This is a genomic window from Ruegeria sp. YTSA219, assembly GCF_059609985.1.
On record NZ_JBXWMT010000001.1, the window covers coordinates 486,718 to 502,838 of the forward strand.

Consider the following 16,121-nt stretch of genomic DNA (forward strand, 5'->3'; position numbering starts at 1 on the left):
CTAATGCCATCCTCGTGTGCAGGGCAAGAGTTTGCTGAGAATGACAGCGCCGGACAGAGGTTAACCATTCATTAAAGAATTACTCCAAAATTGACTCAACCCGTGCCAATCTCGTCTAGGCAAGTACCGACAAGGCGCAAAAGCTCCCGGTATCTTGCATTTTATGAAAATGACGGTCGATTGCAGTTAGGGTGATGAAAATGAAGATCTTTTTCGGTAACGGTTCCGGGACTAAATTTGGAAAGATCGTCGCAATGGATCGTTTTGACAGTGGGCGCAGTCTATCGCCCATACAACAGGCCGAAGCGTACTGGACAGCCTTGCTGTCCGGCGATGGTGTTCCTATGCGATCTCAGATCGACCCGCGCGGGCTTGAGAATATCCTGCCTAACACCTTCATCCTTGAACGCATTGCACCCGGTCTGGCCCGGTTTCGTCTGGCCGGCAGTCACTTGAACACACTGGCGGGTATGGAGGTCCGGGGAATGCCGCTGACCGCTTTTTTCGAACCCAGCGCGCGAACTCAGGTTACGGAAATCCTTGAACAGGTTTTTGCCGGTCCTGCCATTGCTGAACTTGAATTGGCCTCGACCGGTGGGTTTGGGCGCACGGATCTTCAGGCGCGAATGATCCTTTTGCCGCTGAAAAGCGATTTGGGCGATGTCAGCCGTGTTCTTGGCGTCATGGTCAGTGACCTGGCGATTGGGGCAACCCCCCGGCGCTTTGATGTAAGCCATCACAAACTGCGTGCTGTGTCAGAAATAAAGGCGCCGCAACAACCGGTTCAGCCTGTTGTAGAAGGATTTGCCGAAAAACAACAAGAGTTCAAACGTCCCGGATCTCACCTTCGATTGGTCGTATCACGGGATAAGTAACGAGTAACGCGTGTTAAATGTAAAGAAGGCGGGCCTATTAGACCCGCCTTTTTAAAACCGTCTGACCAAGTGGTTAGGAGGCTGCGCGTTTGCCGCGGTTCCGGCGCAGATCTGTCAGTTCTTCCGCAACAAGGAAGGCCAGTTCCAACGACTGCGACGCGTTCAAACGTGGATCGCAGGCAGTGTGGTAACGGTCTGACAGATCTTCTTCTGTTACAGCGCGTACACCTCCAGTGCATTCGGTCACGTCTAGCCCGGTCATCTCAAAATGCACACCGCCGGGGATCGTGCCCTCGGCCTGATGCACACCAAAGAAGTCGCGAACTTCGCGCAGCACGGAATCAAAGGGCCGGGTCTTATAGCCGGTGGCCGATTTGATCGTATTGCCGTGCATAGGGTCACAGACCCAGGTCACCTTGGCGCCCTCTTCCTTGACGGCTTTGACCAGACGCGGCAGATGCTCTCCCGCCTTGCCTGCACCAAACCGCGCGATCAAGGTCAGACGCCCTTCTTCGTTTTCCGGGTTCAGTTTGGCCATCAGAACTTTGAGGTCTTCGGCAGATGTCGTCGGACCGCATTTCAGACCGATCGGGTTCAGAACGCCGGAACAGAATTCAACATGCGCGCCATCAGGCTGACGGGTGCGGTCGCCAATCCAAATCATGTGGCCGGACCCGGCCAACCAGTTGCCCGATGTAGAATCAAGACGGGTTAGCGCCTCTTCGTATTCAAGCAGCAGACCTTCGTGGCTGGTATAGAATTCAACCGACGAGAATTCATGCGTTGTGTCCGCGGTGATGCCCGCAGCCCCCATGAAATCAATCGAATCCTGAATTCGGTCAGCAATTTCAGAGTATTTCTGAACATCCTGGCCATCGGCAAAGCCGAGTGTCCACGAATGCACATGGCTCATATCGGCGAAACCACCGGTCGAAAAGGCGCGCAACAAGTTCAATGTTGCCGCTGCCTGCGTATAGGCTTGCAACATCTTGGACGGATTCGGAATCCGCGCCTCGGGCGTGAAATCCAGCTCGTTGATAATATCGCCGCGATAGCTGGGCAGCTCAATGCCATCCACCACCTCTGTCGGTGCGCTGCGCGGTTTGGCGAACTGTCCAGCCATACGGCCCACTTTGACCACCGGCACCTTTGCGCCATAGGTCAGAACCATGGCCATCTGCAGCATCACCTTAAAGGTGTCGCGGATCGCATCCGCGCTGAATTGTTCAAAGCTTTCAGCACAGTCGCCGCCCTGCAGCAGGAAAGCCTCACCCCGCCCCGCAGCACCAAGATGTTGCTTGAGCCGACGTGCCTCACCTGCAAACACCAGCGGCGGATACTGCGAAAGCTGAGCCTCGACTTTTGCCAGCGCGGCTGCGTCGGTATAGTCTGGCATCTGAACCCGGGGCTTGTTGCGCCAGTTCGTTTTTTGCCATTCGGTCATAGCTTTGATCTCCGCTGAAGTATTCAAGTCGCCTCTATACAAAAACGTTTGGTGAGAGGCCATATACGATTTGGACCTCTTGACGTCGCAAACAAGCTTTGATCATGGTGGCGGTCAAATCTGTCGCCGGACGTAGGGTCAAACGGCGCCGAATCAAGGACACCTCGCCATGCAAGAGCAACGCCAAGTTGTCACGGTGGAAACCACTGCGGCCAGCCCTCGTCATTTCGTGTTTGTCCTGTTGGACAAATTCTCGCTGCTGTGTTTTGCCTCTGCGCTGGATAGCCTGCGCATCGCAAACCGAATGGCCGACAAAGAGCTTTACAGTTGGAGTCTGTCTGGAGAAGGCGGCGAGACAATCAGATGTTCCGCAGGAACCGAGTTCAAACTGGACGCAGATCTAGCCGAGCTGCAGCGTGATGACGTCGTGCTGATCTGCGGCGGTGTCGATGTTCAAGCCGCTACCACCAAGAAAATTCTGAACTGGGTCCGCCGCGAAGCACGCCGGGGATTGCGCATTGGTGGGCTGTGTACGGCAGCCTATACCTTGGCCAAGGCCGGTTTACTGGATGGCAAGCGTGCGACAATTCACTGGGAAAACTCAGACAGTTTCACCGAAGAATTTGATGAGGTCGATCTGACCAAATCCGTATTCCAGATTGACGGAAACCGGATGACAACAGCCGGTGGTACTTCCTCTATCGACCTGATGCTGAAAATCATCGCCGAGGATTTTGGCGAAGATCTTGCCAACGCGGTGGCCGATCAGCTGATCTATTCCTCGATCCGAACTGATCAGGACACCCAGCGTCTGTCGACCCCGACACGGATTGGGGTGCGCCATCCCAAGCTGAGCCAGGTCATCCTGATGATGGAGAAGAACATCGAAGAGCCGATCTCGCCTTCGCTTCTGGCCAAAGAGGTCGGCATGTCCACGCGGCAGCTAGAGCGTCTGTTTCGCCGTTACCTCAGCCGGTCACCTAAACGCTATTATATGGAGCTGCGCCTGCATAAAGCCCGGAACCTGCTGATGCAGACCGACATGAGCGTGATCAACGTGGCGCTGGCATGCGGGTTTGCCTCGCCTAGCCATTTCTCGAAATGCTACCGGGCGCATTACAACACCACGCCCTATCGTGAGCGCGGTGCGCAAAGCGGGCGCTTGTCTGTTTAATCGCTGGGGGTCATGCGAAAGACAGCGCCCTGCCCGACGGAAATAAACCAGATTGATCCATCTGGTGCCTCGACAATGTCGCGGACGCGTTCCGTCTGAGGGCCCTTGATCTGCTCGACCTCAGTCAAAGGGATGCCTTCAAGCCGAGCGATATAGTCGAATTTGAGCGACCCGACGAATAGATCACCCTTCCATTCGGGCCAAAGCTTGCCTGAATAAATCAAAAGGCCGGATGGGGCGATGGAAGGGTCCCAGTAGAATTCAGGTTGCTCCATCCCCGGTTTCGCCGTCCCCTCGCCGATTGTCTGGCCGGAATAGTGCTTGCCATAGGAAATCACCGGCCAGCCATAGTTCCGCCCCGGCCGGATTAGGTTCACTTCATCTCCTCCCTTGGCTCCATGTTCCGATACCCATAGATGCCCCCGTGCATCCAGCCCTGCGCCTTGGGGATTCCGGTGGCCATAAGACCATATCTCAGGCTGAATTCCCTGTTGTCCGACAAATGGATTATCAGCCGGCACCGAGCCGTCCCGATTCACACGGATCACCGAGCCGTTGTGACTCGATTGATCCTGGGCGGTCGGGCGATCACCACGATCGCCGATAGTGACAAGTAATGTCCCGTCCTTTGCCTCGACAATACGAGAGCCAAAATGACGCCCAGAATCCCCACCATTTTCCGCTTCGAAAATCGTGCGCAGATCGGTCAGCTCTGATCCGTCTTCGGACAGGCGCGCAATCGCAAGTGCAGTGCCTGCCCCCTTTGGTTGAGGCTTGGAATAGGTCAGGAAAACCTCACGGCTTTGCGAAAAATCCCTGGCAACGGTTACGTCCAGCAAACCGCCCTGCCCCTTTGCAACCACATTGGGAGTGCCTTTGACGCGAACTATGTTTCCCTTCGACACAAACAGAAGTTCACCGTCGCGCTCGGTTACCAGAAAGGACATGTCAGGCAGGATGCCGACTGCCCAGGGCGTATCGAGCCCCTTCACCATCGCCGTCACACGCGCCGATCCGGAGTTGGTAGTTAGCGATTCTGCCCCTGCCAACCCTGAAACAACAGAAAATATGAAGATCAAAGCTAGTCTAAACATCTCGTTCTCCTTACCGAAAACACCGCGCCGGGCACATCTGAACAACTAGAACTGTGCGCCACAAAAACACGTTTGCGTTAGGACTTTTCTTTTTCGAACAGCTTGCCTAGGGTCGTGCCCAGAACGAATACGTTCACAACTGGGAGTAACCATATGAAAAAGCTGCTTACAGCAACTGCAGCAACCGCCCTTCTTTCGGGCGCAGCTATGGCCGAAGACGTCACATTGGGTGTTCTGTTCGGCTTTACCGGACCGATTGAATCGCTGGCACCCGCTATGGGTTCAGGCGCCGAGATGGCGATGGCCGAAGTCACCGAATCCGGCAAACTGCTGGATGGCTCGACCGTCACCGCATCGCGCGCTGATACCGGCTGTATCGACAACGGCCTGTCCACCTCGAACGGTGAACGCATGATTGCCGACGGCGTTGCCGGCATCATTGGCGGTGACTGCTCTGGCGTGACCGGAGCGATCCTGCAGAATGTCGCGATCCCGAACGGGATGGTCATGATCTCGCCCTCGGCGACCTCGCCCGGCCTGTCGACCATGGAGGATAACGGCCTGTTCTTCCGCACCGCCCCTTCGGATGCGCGTGAAGGTCAAGTGATGGCAGATATCCTGAATGATCGCGGTATCACTTCAATCGCACTGACCTACACCAACAACGACTATGGCAAGGGTCTGGCAGACGCGATCCAGTCCTCGTTCGAGGCATCGGGCGGCGAAGTCACAATCGTGGCAGCGCATGAAGATGGCAAAGCGGACTATTCGGCCGAAGTTGGCGCGCTGGCCTCGGCTGGTGGCGACATTCTGGTTGTAGCCGGGTATCTCGATCAGGGCGGACTGGGCATCATTCAGTCAGCGCTGGACAGCGGTGCATTCGACACGTTCGGCTTGCCCGGTGGCATGATCGGTGACTCGCTGCCCGCAAATGTCGGTCCCGACCTGAACGGCTCGTTCGGTCAGATCGCCGGTTCAGGTGGTGAAGGTGCTGAAAAGTACTTTGCCATGGCCGAAGCCGCCGGTTTTGACGGATCGTCGCCCTATTCGCCTGAAAGCTATGACGCCGCAGCGCTGTTCATGCTGGCGATGCAGGCCGCTGGTTCGACCAACCCGGCCGACTATGGCAGCAAGATCCTAGATGTTGCCAACGCTCCAGGTGAGAAGATCTATCCGGGTGAGCTGGCCAAAGGTCTGGAACTGTTGGCCACTGGTCAGGACATCGACTATGTCGGCGCGTCCGGCGTTGAGCTGATCGGCCCCGGAGAAAGCGCAGGTTCATATCGCGAGATCGAAGTCACCGACGGCGAAAACAAGACCGTCAACTTCCGTTGATTTTGGCCTAAGAAGACCTGAAAATAAGCAGCCCGGACCTTGTGTCCGGGCTGCTTCAGTGAAAAAAGACCGCACCTCTTCAATGAGGGTGTGAAAACAAGAACGCCGAAAACGGCGGCTAGGGGAAAAGATGATCGTCGTCGAGGACGTGCATAAGCATTTCGGCGGGTTTCATGCGGTGGATGGGGCATCGCTGGAAATCCAGAAGGGTTCGATCACCGGCCTGATTGGGCCGAACGGGGCCGGAAAGACAACTCTGTTCAACGTGATCGCGGGTGTGCTCCCGCCCACCTCTGGACGCGTGTTCATGGATGGCGAGGACATAACCGGCTTGCCACCGCATGATCTGTTTCACAAAGGTCTGCTGCGCACTTTTCAGATCGCGCATGAATTCTCCTCGATGAGTTGCCGAGAGAACCTGATGATGGTGCCCGGCGCGCAATCCGGGGAATCGCTTTGGAACACCTGGTTCGGCCGCAAACGCATCGCTAATGAAGAGCGCGCGTTAAAGGCTAAGGCTGATGAGGTGTTGGAGTTTCTGACCATCGAACATCTGGCCGATCACAAGGCCGGTCAGGTCTCGGGCGGGCAGAAAAAGCTGCTGGAACTTGGCCGTACCATGATGGTCGACGCCAAGATCGTGTTTCTGGACGAGGTCGGCGCGGGTGTGAACCGCACCCTGCTGATGACCATCGCCGACACGATCCTGCGCCTGAACAAGGAACGCGGCTATACGTTTGTAGTCATCGAACACGACATGGATTTCATCGGCAAAATCTGCGACCCGGTCATTTGTATGGCCGAGGGCAAGGTTCTGGCCCAGGGCACTTTGGACGAGATCAAAGCCAATGAGCATGTGATCGAAGCCTATCTGGGCACCGGCCTGAAGAACAAAGACAAGCTGGAGGCCGGGGCATGAGCGATAATCCTTATCAGGATGACCACGGCAACAAGGATGCCTCGATCACCAATACCCAAGGCATGGGCACGATGACGCCCGCACATCGCAAAAGCGGAAAGACGCACCGCGTTGAAGGTGGCCCATTCCTGATCGGCGACACCATGACCGGAGGCTACGGCAAGGGCCCGGATATCCTGCATGATTGCACGATTTCCGTCGACGCCGGTGAAATCGCTGTAATCGTTGGCCCCAACGGCGCCGGTAAATCCACTGCAATGAAGGCCGTGTTTGGGATGCTGGATGTCCGCGCGGGATCTGTGCGACTGGACGGAGAAGACATCACCAACCTGTCGCCCCAGGATCGGGTGATCAAGGGGATGGGCTTTGTTCCTCAGACCTCGAACATCTTTACGTCGATGACGGTGGAAGAGAACCTTGAGATGGGTGCCTTTATCCGCCGTGATGATTTCTCGGACACGATGGAGCAGGTCTATGACCTCTTCCCCATCCTCCGCGACAAACGCAACCAGGCAGCCGGAGAGCTGTCAGGCGGTCAGCGCCAACAGGTTGCCGTGGGCCGCGCGCTGATGACCCAGCCCAAAGTGCTGATGTTGGACGAACCGACTGCTGGTGTCTCGCCCATCGTGATGGATGAGCTTTTCGATCGGATCATCGAGGTCTCGCGCACTGGGTTGCCGATCCTGATGGTTGAGCAGAACGCTCGTCAGGCGTTGGAGATCGCCGACAAGGGATATGTGCTGGTTCAGGGGCGGAATGCCTATACCGGCACGGGCAAGGAACTGCTGGCCGATCCAGAGGTTCGTAAGAGTTTCTTGGGGGGGTGAGGATGAATAGATTTAGCTGTCTCGCCGCCTTTTTCGTCTGTCTTTTTGTAACCGTCGCTTCTGCTGAGAGCGCGATACTTCAATCAAAACAAACTGAATCAGAAATTGTGCTTCTTTGTAGGTTTGAGAATCAACGAAATGTGATGCTTTCTGAAACAGAGCACCAATTAATCTGGCACGAAAATGGCTTAGAATACCCAACTAGTGACTGGTCGCATATTCGGGTCACGCATGATCCAATACTTTCGGTATTCGCCTATGGCCCAGACATTGGCAGCCCAAGGCTCGACGTGTTTCAAGGCGTTTTTAATGCGGACAAACCCAACTATGAACTTGGAACTGCAATCTTAAGTGAAACATTGGTTGGACGCGACAAACTACTGACAAGGTCAGTTGAAGGTTTTTGCGAAGCGGAGAATCAAAACTAATGGACTTCCTCAACGCCCTTGTGGCGCTCTCCAACTTCGTCCTTGTTCCCGCAATCGCCTATGGCAGCCAGTTGGCGCTGGGCGCGTTGGGGGTGACGTTAATCTATGGCATCCTGCGGTTCTCGAACTTTGCCCATGGCGACACGATGGCCTTTGGTGCGATGATCGCCGTGCTGGTCACATGGGGCCTGCAGGCCGCCGGGGTCAGTTTCGGGCCGCTGCCAACCGCTCTGCTGGCCCTGCCCTTTGCCATTCTCGGCTGTATCGTTCTGGTTCTGATCACGGATCGGATGGTTTACCGTTTCTACCGGGAACAAAAGGCCAAGCCGGTCATTCTTGTGATCGTCTCGATGGGTGTGATGTTCATCATGAACGGGCTGGTGCGGTTCATAATCGGGCCGGATGATCAAAGGTTCTCGGACGGTGAGCGGTTCATCGTTTCAGCGCGGGAATTCAAGGCGATGACCGGGTTGCGTGAGGGGTTGGCGATCAAGACCTCTCAGGGCATCACTGTGGTTGTGGCCGTAGTCGCCGTGGCACTTTTGTTCTGGTTTTTGAACAAAACCCGCACCGGCAAGTCGATGCGCGCTTATTCGGATAACGAGGATCTGGCGCTGCTGTCCGGCATCAACCCTGAACGTGTGGTGATGATCACTTGGATCCTTGTCGCGGCGCTGGCGACAACTGCGGGTGTGCTTTACGGGTTGGACAAGAGCTTTAAGCCCTTTGTCTATTTCCAGCTTCTGCTGCCGATCTTCGCTTCGGCCATCGTCGGCGGCCTCGGCAACCCGCTGGGCGCTATCGCGGGCGGGTTCATCATCGCGTTTTCCGAGGTGACGATCACCTATGCGTGGAAAAAGGTGCTGACCTATCTGGCACCGGAACATCTGGAGCCTTCGGGGTTGGTCCAATTCCTTTCCACCGATTACAAATTCGCGGTCAGCTTTGTTATCTTGCTTATCGTGCTTCTGTTTAAGCCCACAGGTCTGTTTAAGGGGAAAGCGGTATGACCGAGACTGTCAAAAATACGCTGCTTTTCGTGGTTGTTGGCGGCCTGATCCTGTTGACCGGATTCACGCAAAGCTGGAATTCGGCGATCCTGATCCTGAACATGGGGTTGATCTCGGCCATCATGGCGCTTGGGGTGAACTTGCAATGGGGCTTTGCGGGCCTGTTTAACGTTGGTGTTATGGGCTTTGTTGCGCTGGGCGGGCTGGCGGTTGTGCTTGTCTCAACCCCGCCGACACCCGGCGCGTGGTCATCCGGAGGATACGGGATCGTCCTTGCGTTGCTGTTGGGGGCTGCGACCGTCGTTGCGGCGGTTGTGGTGGCAACAAAAATACCGAGGGGCCGTGTACAGACGATTGCCATCGTCGCGATTCTGATCGCCGGGTTTTTCATTTACCGTGCGGTGTTTGACCCCAGCGTTGCTGGTGTCGAAGCCATTGACCCAGCCGTTGCGGGCAACCTTGGCGGGTTGAATCTGCCAGTTCTGTTGGCCTGGCCCGCGGGTGGCGTGCTAGCCGCCGGTGCCGCGTGGCTGATCGGCAAAACAGCCCTTGGCCTGCGCTCGGACTATCTGGCGATTGCGACGCTTGGGATTGCCGAAATCATCATCGCAATCATGAAAAACGAGGACTGGCTGGCCCGAGGTGTCAAGAATGTCTACGGCATCCCACGCCCCTCGCCCGTGGTCGGCTATGAGGTTGAGCTGCAGCAGGATCCATCCTTCATTGCCCGTGCCGATTGGTTTGGGCTGGACCCTGTCATCGCCTCGACCCTGTCGGTCAAGCTGGGCTATTCCCTGCTGTTCATGGTTGTTCTTCTGATCCTGCTGTGGATGGCCCAGATGGCGCTGCGCAGCCCCTGGGGCCGCATGATGCGCGCCATCCGTGACAACGAGGTTGCAGCCGAGGCGATGGGTAAAGATGTCACCCGCCGCCATTTGCAAATCTTCGTTCTGGGCTCTGCCATCTGCGGTATCGCGGGCGCAATGATGACAACGCTGGACGGGCAGTTGACGCCGGGTACCTACAACCCTCTGCGCTTTACATTTCTGGTCTGGGTCATGGTGATCGTGGGCGGATCGGGCAACAACTTTGGTGCGGTGCTGGGCGCGTTCCTCATCTGGTTCCTGTGGGTCCAGGTCGAACCGATTGGGTTGTGGCTTATGAACCTGATCACGTCCGGAATGCCCGATGGCAGTGCGCTCAAGACGCATCTGATCGACAGCGCGGCCCATATGCGACTGTTCACGATGGGGTTGATTCTGCTGATTGTTCTTAGATTCAGTCCAAGAGGGCTGATCCCCGAGAAATAGGGCCACAGATCCTCCAATATATGGAACCGCGTCAAGAAATTGGTGCGGTTTCTTGCTTTTGAGTGAGGAACTTACTAGAGCAACTCATCGGCCTGACAAGTTTCACAGTCGTGTTCACCAAATATTTGCCTTTGTGCAGACTACTACCATTTGCCCGCAGGGAATAGAAAACACCGATGAAAACCACTCTTACAAAGACACTCATTCTGTTGCCGGTTCTTGCCTCTTTGACCGCATGTATTCCGTCACCAAAAGATCTGGAAACCACTCCGGTCAAAGTCCAGACCCCCAAGGGCGTGGTAACATGCCAGCTCTACCGGCAGAACCGCGTGGACTGGGACCGGGCAATCGACTTTCCGGCAACAAAAATGTCCGTCCCCGAGGCTGATGCATATTGCAGACAAGAAGGCCAACGCCGCCTGAAGTGACCGTTGTGTGGCCGGGCAATCAGCCCGGCCCGCCATTCAACGATTACGAAATAACCCGCCCAGAATGCCTCGGACGATCCTGCGCCCGGTTGTTCCCTTAAGCTCTTTAATGACGGCCTCGCTCATGGCGGTGGCAAAGGTGTCCTTCTTTCGCACGATCCGCGAAGAAGACCGCGATACTTTGCTACCTGAGTATCGGCGAGCCGTGGCAAATTCGCGTTCTGCAATCGATTGAGACTCAAGCTGTTCTTCTGCCTCGGCTGCGGCCTGTGCTGCGGCATCAGTCCGCGCCTGGAGCATCTCAAAGGCTGATCTGCGATCTATGCGGGTTTCGTATTTGCCTTTCATCGGAGACGCATTCATTACCGTTTGCCGTTCGGCAGCGGTAATCGGCCCCAACTGTGACCCAGGGGGACGGATCAAAGTGCGTTCGACGATGCCCGGAACCCCTTTCTTTTGCAGCATGGATGTAACCGCCTCGCCCACGCCAACCTCACGGATGGCGGCCTCAGTATCAAAGGTTGGATTCTCGCGGTAGGTTTCAGCCGCAAGGCGAAGGTTTTTCCTGTCTCGGGCGGTGAAAGCTCGCAAAGCATGCTGTACCCGGTTACCCAACTGACCCAGAATGTCTTCTGGGATGTCTGCCGGGTTTTGCGAGATGAAATAGACCCCTACGCCCTTTGATCGGATAAGGCGGGCGACCTGCTCGACCTTGTCCACAAGCACTTTGGGCGCGTCTTCGAACAACAGATGCGCTTCGTCAAAGAAAAATACCAGCTTGGGTTTGTCCGGATCGCCGACTTCGGGCAACTCTTCAAACAGTTCGCTCAGCAGCCATAACAGGAACGTCGCATACAGACGAGGTGATCCCATCAGCTTGTCAGAGGCCAGGATGTTCACCATGCCATTCCCGTTGGCATCGGTGCGCATAAGATCGGCCAGTTCCAGGGCAGGTTCGCCAAACAGATTGGTGCCCCCTTGATTTTCAAGAACCAATAACCGTCGCTGGATGGCACCGATCGAGGCGGTTGAGACATTCCCATAGCGCAGCGAAAGATTTGCTCTGTTCTCTCCGATCCAGACCAGCAGGGCTTGCAGATCTTTCATATCCAACAGGGGCATACCTTCTTCATCGGCAACCCGAAATGCAATGTTTACAATGCCTTCTTGTGCTTCGCTCAGGTCCATCAGCCTGGACAACAACAAAGGTCCCATCTCGGATACTGTGGTTCGAACCGGATGGCCTTGCTGACCGAACAGATCCCAGAAAGTGACCGGGCAAGCGGCATATTCGTAATCCGTGAATCCGATGGTTTCGGAACGCTTCTGAAATGCCCCATGTAGCTTGTGACTTTCACTGCCCGCCAGCGCCAAACCAGACAGATCACCTTTGACGTCAGACAGAAACACCGGCACCCCAGCCTTGGAAAACCCCTCGGCCAGGATCTGAAGCGTCACGGTCTTGCCAGTACCGGTCGCACCGGCGATCAGGCCGTGGCGGTTGGCGTATTTCAACGACAACGTCTGCGGTTGGCTGTAATCTGCGCCACCACCGCCAAGAAATATGTTCTCACTCATATGCTTAAGGCCCTGTTTCCTACCGATCTCCGCCCAGCATACAAAGTTAACCTTTGGCTGCGATAGTTTTCTGGTTGTTCGTGTATGAGAATTGCGCGGTCAACAAACTTCCTCCCTGTCGACTGGCCGCGCGTTCACGCGCGGCCCTTTTTCCACCATAGCTTCATAATTAAATTTTCAGGTTAGTAGTTGACCATCGCGCCGCCCTCTCGTAACGTCTGCTCATAATTAAGTCGGCCGGTCCGACGGGGAGAAAAATTCATGAAAGGGAGCCGCTCCACCGGCTCCCTTTTTTCTTGGCCACACGTATTGCCCACGGGGCCTCAGGCGAGATTCCGATCACTTCTGTCTTTTTACGCTGCATAATACCTGACACTGCGCGCCAGTGGTGCTAGACCCAGCGAAAAGCCACATCAACAATCACGAGGCAATTATGTTCAGGACACCGTTAAAGCTTGTTGCGGCAGCTTTTCTTTTCAACGGCGCCGCCCTGGCGCAAGAGACCACCGACACGACAGAACCTGCCACCGAATCCCCTACGACCGAGCAGGTGGACAATGGTCTCGACCTAGGGCAGCCGGTCGATGAAACCGTCAAGGTCGGACAGCGCTATGACAAAGAAAAATTCGGCGACTGGAGCCTGAACTGTTTGAAGATGAACGCGGGCAAAGATCTGTGTTCGCTGCTGCAGGTCATAAATGGCCCGCAAGATGTGCCTATGGCTGAGTTTTCCATGTTCCGCCTACCCGAAGGCGGTTCGGCTGTAGCCGGAGCAAATATCTTGGTTCCGCTTGAAACACTGTTGCAAGCGCAGCTGACCCTCTCAATCGACGGGGCGCCTGCCAAACGCTACAACTATTCGTTTTGTAACCCTGTTGGCTGTGTTGCCCAAATCGGCCTGACCCAAGGGGATATCGACGCAATGAAGCAGGGCAGCAAGGCGACTTTGACCATCGTTCCAGCGCCCGCGCCGGATCAGGTGATCGAACTTGACCTGTCTTTGTCCGGGTTTACTGCAGGTTACGACATTGTTGATGTCGCAACCAACTGAAGACTACATTTCGAGAAAGCCGTTTAACCCAGCGGCTTTCTCAAATCCGCTTCAAGGCAAGTACAGCGTTCAGACCTCCGAAAGCGAAAGCGTTGCTTAGCGCAACCTCGATTTTCGCTTCGCGTGCCTCGTTGGGCACAACGTCCAAAGCACATTCCGGATCAGGTTCTTCGTAGCCAATCGTCGGTGCAATCACCCCATCTCGAAGGGCCATGATACAGGCCAAAAGCTCTACCGCGCCGGTTCCGCCAATCAAGTGACCATGCATCGACTTTGTGGATGAGATCAAAAGTTCGTCCGCATGCGGGCCGAAAACGCCAGCTACAGCGGCACATTCCGTTTTGTCATTGGCCGCAGTACCTGTGCCATGGGCGTTGATATAACCCACCTGATTGGCATTCAGGCCAGCATCAGACAACGCCCCTGACATCGCACGGGCTGCGCCCTGCTTGCTGGGCATCACAATGTCTGATGCATCCGAGGTCATCGCGAAACCAACAACTTCGCACAAAATTTCTGCCCCACGCGCCTTCGCGTGTTCGTATTCCTCGAACACGAAGATGCCCGCTCCCTCTCCTTGCACCATACCGTTTCGGTTGGCGCTAAAGGGACGACAGGCATCCTTGGACATCACCCGCAGCCCTTCCCAGGCCTTAACGCCACCAAAGCACAACATGGACTCTGAGCCGCCGGTGATCATCGCAGGGGCCGCCCCGCTGCGCACCATCTGAAAGGCTTGCGCCATCGCATGGTTCGATGAGGCACAAGCAGTCGATACCGTAAAGCTGGGACCTTTGAGGTTATGTTCCATTGATACGTGGCTTGCCGCCGCGTTGTTCATAAGTTTAGGAACAACAAATGGATGAACCCTGTTCTTCCCGTCCTCATAGACTGAACGGTAGTTGTCGTCCCAGGTCGAAACGCCACCACCTGCTGTTCCCAGAACCACGCCAGATCGTGCAGCCAACTCACCGTGGAATTCGATCCCGGACTGATCTATGGCCTCTTTGGTCGCGGTCAGGGTAAACTGTGTAAACCTGTCATACAGAGTCATCTGTTGGCGGTTGAACCGACCCTCGGCTTCGAACCCCCGGACCTGCCCACCGATCTTGATCGCCAACCTGTCGACGTCTCGAAATTCAAGTTCCGAAATGCCACAACGGCCTTCCCGCATCGCCTCAAGCGTATCTGGAACTGAATGACCAAGCGAATTGATCGTGCCTGCCCCGGTTATTACTACCCGTTTCATTTGCTTGGGTCAGACCTTTTCTGCCACAAGCTTTTCGATCCCAGCAATGATCGCGGCGACATTTGAGATGTCAAAGTCACTGGCCGTTGGTTCATTGGCATTGAACGGAACGGTAATGTCGAACTCTTCTTCTATGGCAAAGATACTCTCGACCAGCCCCAAGCTGTCGATCCCCAGATCTTCGAGCGTACTTTCGGGCGTCACATCCGAAGGCTCCAACACGGCTTGTTCGGCAATGATGGCAATGACGCGGTCGGTGATGCTCATATCGATCCTCTGATTATCACGTTGAATGTGATTTAATCGCTCGGAGGCTGTTTGGAAACAGCCTTTTTCAACGCCTCCACGTCACGAAGCATCCGCGGCAATCTGCGCTGCGCCTTATAGACATCAGTAAAGGTTTCCATCTTCACAGCCGGGTAGCCCATCAACACACGACCGGCAGGTACGTTTGACAGGATTTTGGTACCACCGCCGACAATCACACCGTCGCCAACGAAAATATTGTCCGAGACGCCTGACTGCCCACCCAGAACCACGTTATTGCCAAGCTCAACCGAACCGGAAATACCAGACTGACCACACAGCAAACAGTCATTACCAACGCGCGTGTTGTGGCCGATATGGACCTGATTATCCAGTTTTGTGCCATTCCCGATGCGAGTATTACGAATGGTCCCGTTGTCGATCGTGCAATTCGCACCGATCTCGACATCGTCGCCAATTTCCACAGAACCAAGCGAATGAATGCGCAGCCAGCTTTGCGCGCTGGCGTCTCCTGCATCCCCCAAGGTCTTGCGCGCGTTCTCTACCCCCGAAACTTCGGGCGTAACAAAACTGAACCCGTCGCTACCGATCCTTGCCCCTGGTTGCGCGATAAAACGATCCCCGATCTGTACACGGGCACCAATGCTGACCATTTCGCGCAGAACCGCGTCTTCGCCCAACACAGCATCCATACCGATGACGCAATGCGGTCCGATATTCGCCCCTCTGCCGACCCGGGCCCGTGCACCAATGACTGCCAGAGGGCCGATTGAGACCCCATCTGCTACATCCGCAGTTGGGTCGATGACTGCAGAAGGGTGAACCCCGGATCCAAAGCCCTGCCCTTTATCCAGCATGGATGTGATCCCGGCCATCGCCATGCGCGGTCGTCGAACGAATATTGCTGCCTTAAGCCCCAACGCCTGCCAGTCAGCACCTTCCCAAAGGATGGCGACCTGCGCCGAACCCGATCCCAGATCCTCGGCATATTTCGGCGACATCGCCATCGCCAGATCAGTGGCAGTTGCATCCGACGGTTCAGCAGCAGCATGTACGACCAAGCTGGCATCGCCCTGGAACTCAGCGTCAAGGGCATCTGCGATTTGTTGAACTGTATATTTCATGTGGGGCT

Annotated in this window: 16 protein-coding genes; 10 read left to right on the forward strand and 6 right to left on the reverse strand. The window is 55.6% G+C overall.

Annotated elements, in window-relative coordinates:
- The first annotated feature begins 200 nt into the window (after window positions 1-200).
- Window positions 201-875, forward strand: coding sequence for a PAS domain-containing protein (locus AC2FFB_RS02480; RefSeq protein WP_496874455.1), 675 nt, complete (start codon window positions 201-203; stop codon window positions 873-875).
- Window positions 876-948: 73 nt separating this feature from the next.
- Here AC2FFB_RS02480 and AC2FFB_RS02485 read toward each other — a convergent pair whose 3' ends face one another.
- Window positions 949-2,319, reverse strand: coding sequence for a class II 3-deoxy-7-phosphoheptulonate synthase (locus AC2FFB_RS02485; protein ID WP_142633778.1), 1,371 nt, complete (start codon window positions 2,317-2,319; stop codon window positions 949-951).
- Window positions 2,320-2,488: 169 nt separating this feature from the next.
- Between AC2FFB_RS02485 and AC2FFB_RS02490 the strand changes: the two genes are divergently transcribed.
- Window positions 2,489-3,493 (forward strand): GlxA family transcriptional regulator, encoded by a 1,005-nt coding sequence (locus tag AC2FFB_RS02490; RefSeq protein WP_281972089.1) that lies wholly within the window; start codon window positions 2,489-2,491, stop codon window positions 3,491-3,493.
- On the opposite strand, the gene AC2FFB_RS02495 is transcribed toward AC2FFB_RS02490, so the two are convergent.
- Window positions 3,490-4,587, reverse strand: a complete 1,098-nt coding sequence (locus tag AC2FFB_RS02495) for a PQQ-dependent sugar dehydrogenase (protein WP_496874456.1) — start codon at window positions 4,585-4,587, stop codon at window positions 3,490-3,492. The genes AC2FFB_RS02490 and AC2FFB_RS02495 overlap by 4 nt on opposite strands.
- 153 nt (window positions 4,588-4,740) lie before the next feature.
- On the opposite strand from AC2FFB_RS02495, the gene AC2FFB_RS02500 reads away from it, so the two are divergent.
- The 7 genes from AC2FFB_RS02500 to AC2FFB_RS02530 all read left to right on the forward strand — a co-directional run bounded on the left by AC2FFB_RS02500 (window position 4,741) and on the right by AC2FFB_RS02530 (window position 10,844).
- A complete protein-coding gene (locus AC2FFB_RS02500; RefSeq protein WP_496874457.1) occupies window positions 4,741-5,922 on the forward strand; it encodes an ABC transporter substrate-binding protein in 1,182 nt (393 codons plus the stop codon).
- A gap of 130 nt (window positions 5,923-6,052) precedes the next feature.
- The gene (locus AC2FFB_RS02505) at window positions 6,053-6,841 is read left to right on the forward strand and encodes an ABC transporter ATP-binding protein (RefSeq protein ID WP_271947144.1); all 789 of its coding nucleotides are present in this window, start codon (window positions 6,053-6,055) and stop codon (window positions 6,839-6,841) included.
- On the forward strand, window positions 6,838-7,668 hold the full coding sequence (locus AC2FFB_RS02510) for an ABC transporter ATP-binding protein (RefSeq protein WP_271947146.1): 831 nt from the start codon (window positions 6,838-6,840) through the stop codon (window positions 7,666-7,668). The genes AC2FFB_RS02505 and AC2FFB_RS02510 overlap by 4 nt, the downstream gene beginning before the upstream one ends.
- A gap of 2 nt (window positions 7,669-7,670) precedes the next feature.
- Entirely contained in the window at window positions 7,671-8,096 is a 426-nt protein-coding gene (locus AC2FFB_RS02515) for a hypothetical protein (RefSeq protein WP_142633767.1), read from the forward strand.
- Window positions 8,096-9,106 carry a branched-chain amino acid ABC transporter permease gene (locus tag AC2FFB_RS02520; protein WP_142633765.1) on the forward strand — a complete coding sequence of 337 codons (1,011 nt, stop codon included), beginning with the start codon at window positions 8,096-8,098 and terminating at the stop codon, window positions 9,104-9,106. The genes AC2FFB_RS02515 and AC2FFB_RS02520 overlap by 1 nt, the downstream gene beginning before the upstream one ends.
- Window positions 9,103-10,416 (forward strand): branched-chain amino acid ABC transporter permease, encoded by a 1,314-nt coding sequence (locus AC2FFB_RS02525; RefSeq protein ID WP_281972087.1) that lies wholly within the window; start codon window positions 9,103-9,105, stop codon window positions 10,414-10,416. The genes AC2FFB_RS02520 and AC2FFB_RS02525 overlap by 4 nt, the downstream gene beginning before the upstream one ends.
- A gap of 176 nt (window positions 10,417-10,592) precedes the next feature.
- Window positions 10,593-10,844 (forward strand): hypothetical protein, encoded by a 252-nt coding sequence (locus AC2FFB_RS02530; protein WP_142633761.1) that lies wholly within the window; start codon window positions 10,593-10,595, stop codon window positions 10,842-10,844.
- A 36-nt stretch (window positions 10,845-10,880) separates the two neighbouring features.
- Here the strand turns inward: AC2FFB_RS02530 and AC2FFB_RS02535 are convergent, their stop codons facing one another.
- Complete coding sequence (locus tag AC2FFB_RS02535) at window positions 10,881-12,422, reverse strand: helicase HerA-like domain-containing protein (RefSeq protein WP_496874458.1); 1,542 nt, start codon at window positions 12,420-12,422, stop codon at window positions 10,881-10,883.
- A 433-nt stretch (window positions 12,423-12,855) separates the two neighbouring features.
- Between AC2FFB_RS02535 and AC2FFB_RS02540 the strand changes: the two genes are divergently transcribed.
- Window positions 12,856-13,473, forward strand: coding sequence for an invasion associated locus B family protein (locus AC2FFB_RS02540; RefSeq protein ID WP_496874459.1), 618 nt, complete (start codon window positions 12,856-12,858; stop codon window positions 13,471-13,473).
- A gap of 40 nt (window positions 13,474-13,513) precedes the next feature.
- Here AC2FFB_RS02540 and AC2FFB_RS02545 read toward each other — a convergent pair whose 3' ends face one another.
- Genes AC2FFB_RS02545 through lpxD form a run of 3 tightly spaced genes read right to left on the reverse strand, consistent with a single transcriptional unit; the run spans window position 13,514 to window position 16,113 of the window.
- Window positions 13,514-14,722 carry a beta-ketoacyl-[acyl-carrier-protein] synthase family protein gene (locus AC2FFB_RS02545; RefSeq protein WP_496874460.1) on the reverse strand — a complete coding sequence of 403 codons (1,209 nt, stop codon included), beginning with the start codon at window positions 14,720-14,722 and terminating at the stop codon, window positions 13,514-13,516.
- A 9-nt stretch (window positions 14,723-14,731) separates the two neighbouring features.
- Window positions 14,732-14,989, reverse strand: coding sequence for an acyl carrier protein (locus tag AC2FFB_RS02550; protein ID WP_142633752.1), 258 nt, complete (start codon window positions 14,987-14,989; stop codon window positions 14,732-14,734).
- Window positions 14,990-15,021: 32 nt separating this feature from the next.
- Complete coding sequence (lpxD, locus tag AC2FFB_RS02555) at window positions 15,022-16,113, reverse strand: UDP-3-O-(3-hydroxymyristoyl)glucosamine N-acyltransferase (RefSeq protein WP_271947158.1); 1,092 nt, start codon at window positions 16,111-16,113, stop codon at window positions 15,022-15,024.
- Window positions 16,114-16,121 lie beyond the last annotated feature (8 nt).

Bases quoted from the DNA above. Each gene is read 5' to 3' on its own strand.
- AC2FFB_RS02490 (WP_281972089.1), top strand. From the start codon at position 2,489: ATGCAAGAGCAACGCCAAGTTGTCACGGTGGAAACCACTGCGGCCAGC.
- AC2FFB_RS02515 (WP_142633767.1), top strand. From the start codon at position 7,671: ATGAATAGATTTAGCTGTCTCGCCGCCTTTTTCGTCTGTCTTTTTGTA.
- AC2FFB_RS02550 (WP_142633752.1), bottom strand. From the start codon at position 14,989: ATGAGCATCACCGACCGCGTCATTGCCATCATTGCCGAACAAGCCGTG.
- AC2FFB_RS02530 (WP_142633761.1), top strand. From the start codon at position 10,593: ATGAAAACCACTCTTACAAAGACACTCATTCTGTTGCCGGTTCTTGCC.
- AC2FFB_RS02525 (WP_281972087.1), top strand. From the start codon at position 9,103: ATGACCGAGACTGTCAAAAATACGCTGCTTTTCGTGGTTGTTGGCGGC.
- AC2FFB_RS02540 (WP_496874459.1), top strand. From the start codon at position 12,856: ATGTTCAGGACACCGTTAAAGCTTGTTGCGGCAGCTTTTCTTTTCAAC.
- AC2FFB_RS02520 (WP_142633765.1), top strand. From the start codon at position 8,096: ATGGACTTCCTCAACGCCCTTGTGGCGCTCTCCAACTTCGTCCTTGTT.
- AC2FFB_RS02495 (WP_496874456.1), bottom strand. From the start codon at position 4,587: ATGTTTAGACTAGCTTTGATCTTCATATTTTCTGTTGTTTCAGGGTTG.
- AC2FFB_RS02545 (WP_496874460.1), bottom strand. From the start codon at position 14,722: ATGAAACGGGTAGTAATAACCGGGGCAGGCACGATCAATTCGCTTGGT.
- AC2FFB_RS02485 (WP_142633778.1), bottom strand. From the start codon at position 2,319: ATGACCGAATGGCAAAAAACGAACTGGCGCAACAAGCCCCGGGTTCAG.
- AC2FFB_RS02500 (WP_496874457.1), top strand. From the start codon at position 4,741: ATGAAAAAGCTGCTTACAGCAACTGCAGCAACCGCCCTTCTTTCGGGC.
- AC2FFB_RS02480 (WP_496874455.1), top strand. From the start codon at position 201: ATGAAGATCTTTTTCGGTAACGGTTCCGGGACTAAATTTGGAAAGATC.
- lpxD (WP_271947158.1), bottom strand. From the start codon at position 16,113: ATGAAATATACAGTTCAACAAATCGCAGATGCCCTTGACGCTGAGTTC.
- AC2FFB_RS02510 (WP_271947146.1), top strand. From the start codon at position 6,838: ATGAGCGATAATCCTTATCAGGATGACCACGGCAACAAGGATGCCTCG.
- AC2FFB_RS02535 (WP_496874458.1), bottom strand. From the start codon at position 12,422: ATGAGTGAGAACATATTTCTTGGCGGTGGTGGCGCAGATTACAGCCAA.
- AC2FFB_RS02505 (WP_271947144.1), top strand. From the start codon at position 6,053: ATGATCGTCGTCGAGGACGTGCATAAGCATTTCGGCGGGTTTCATGCG.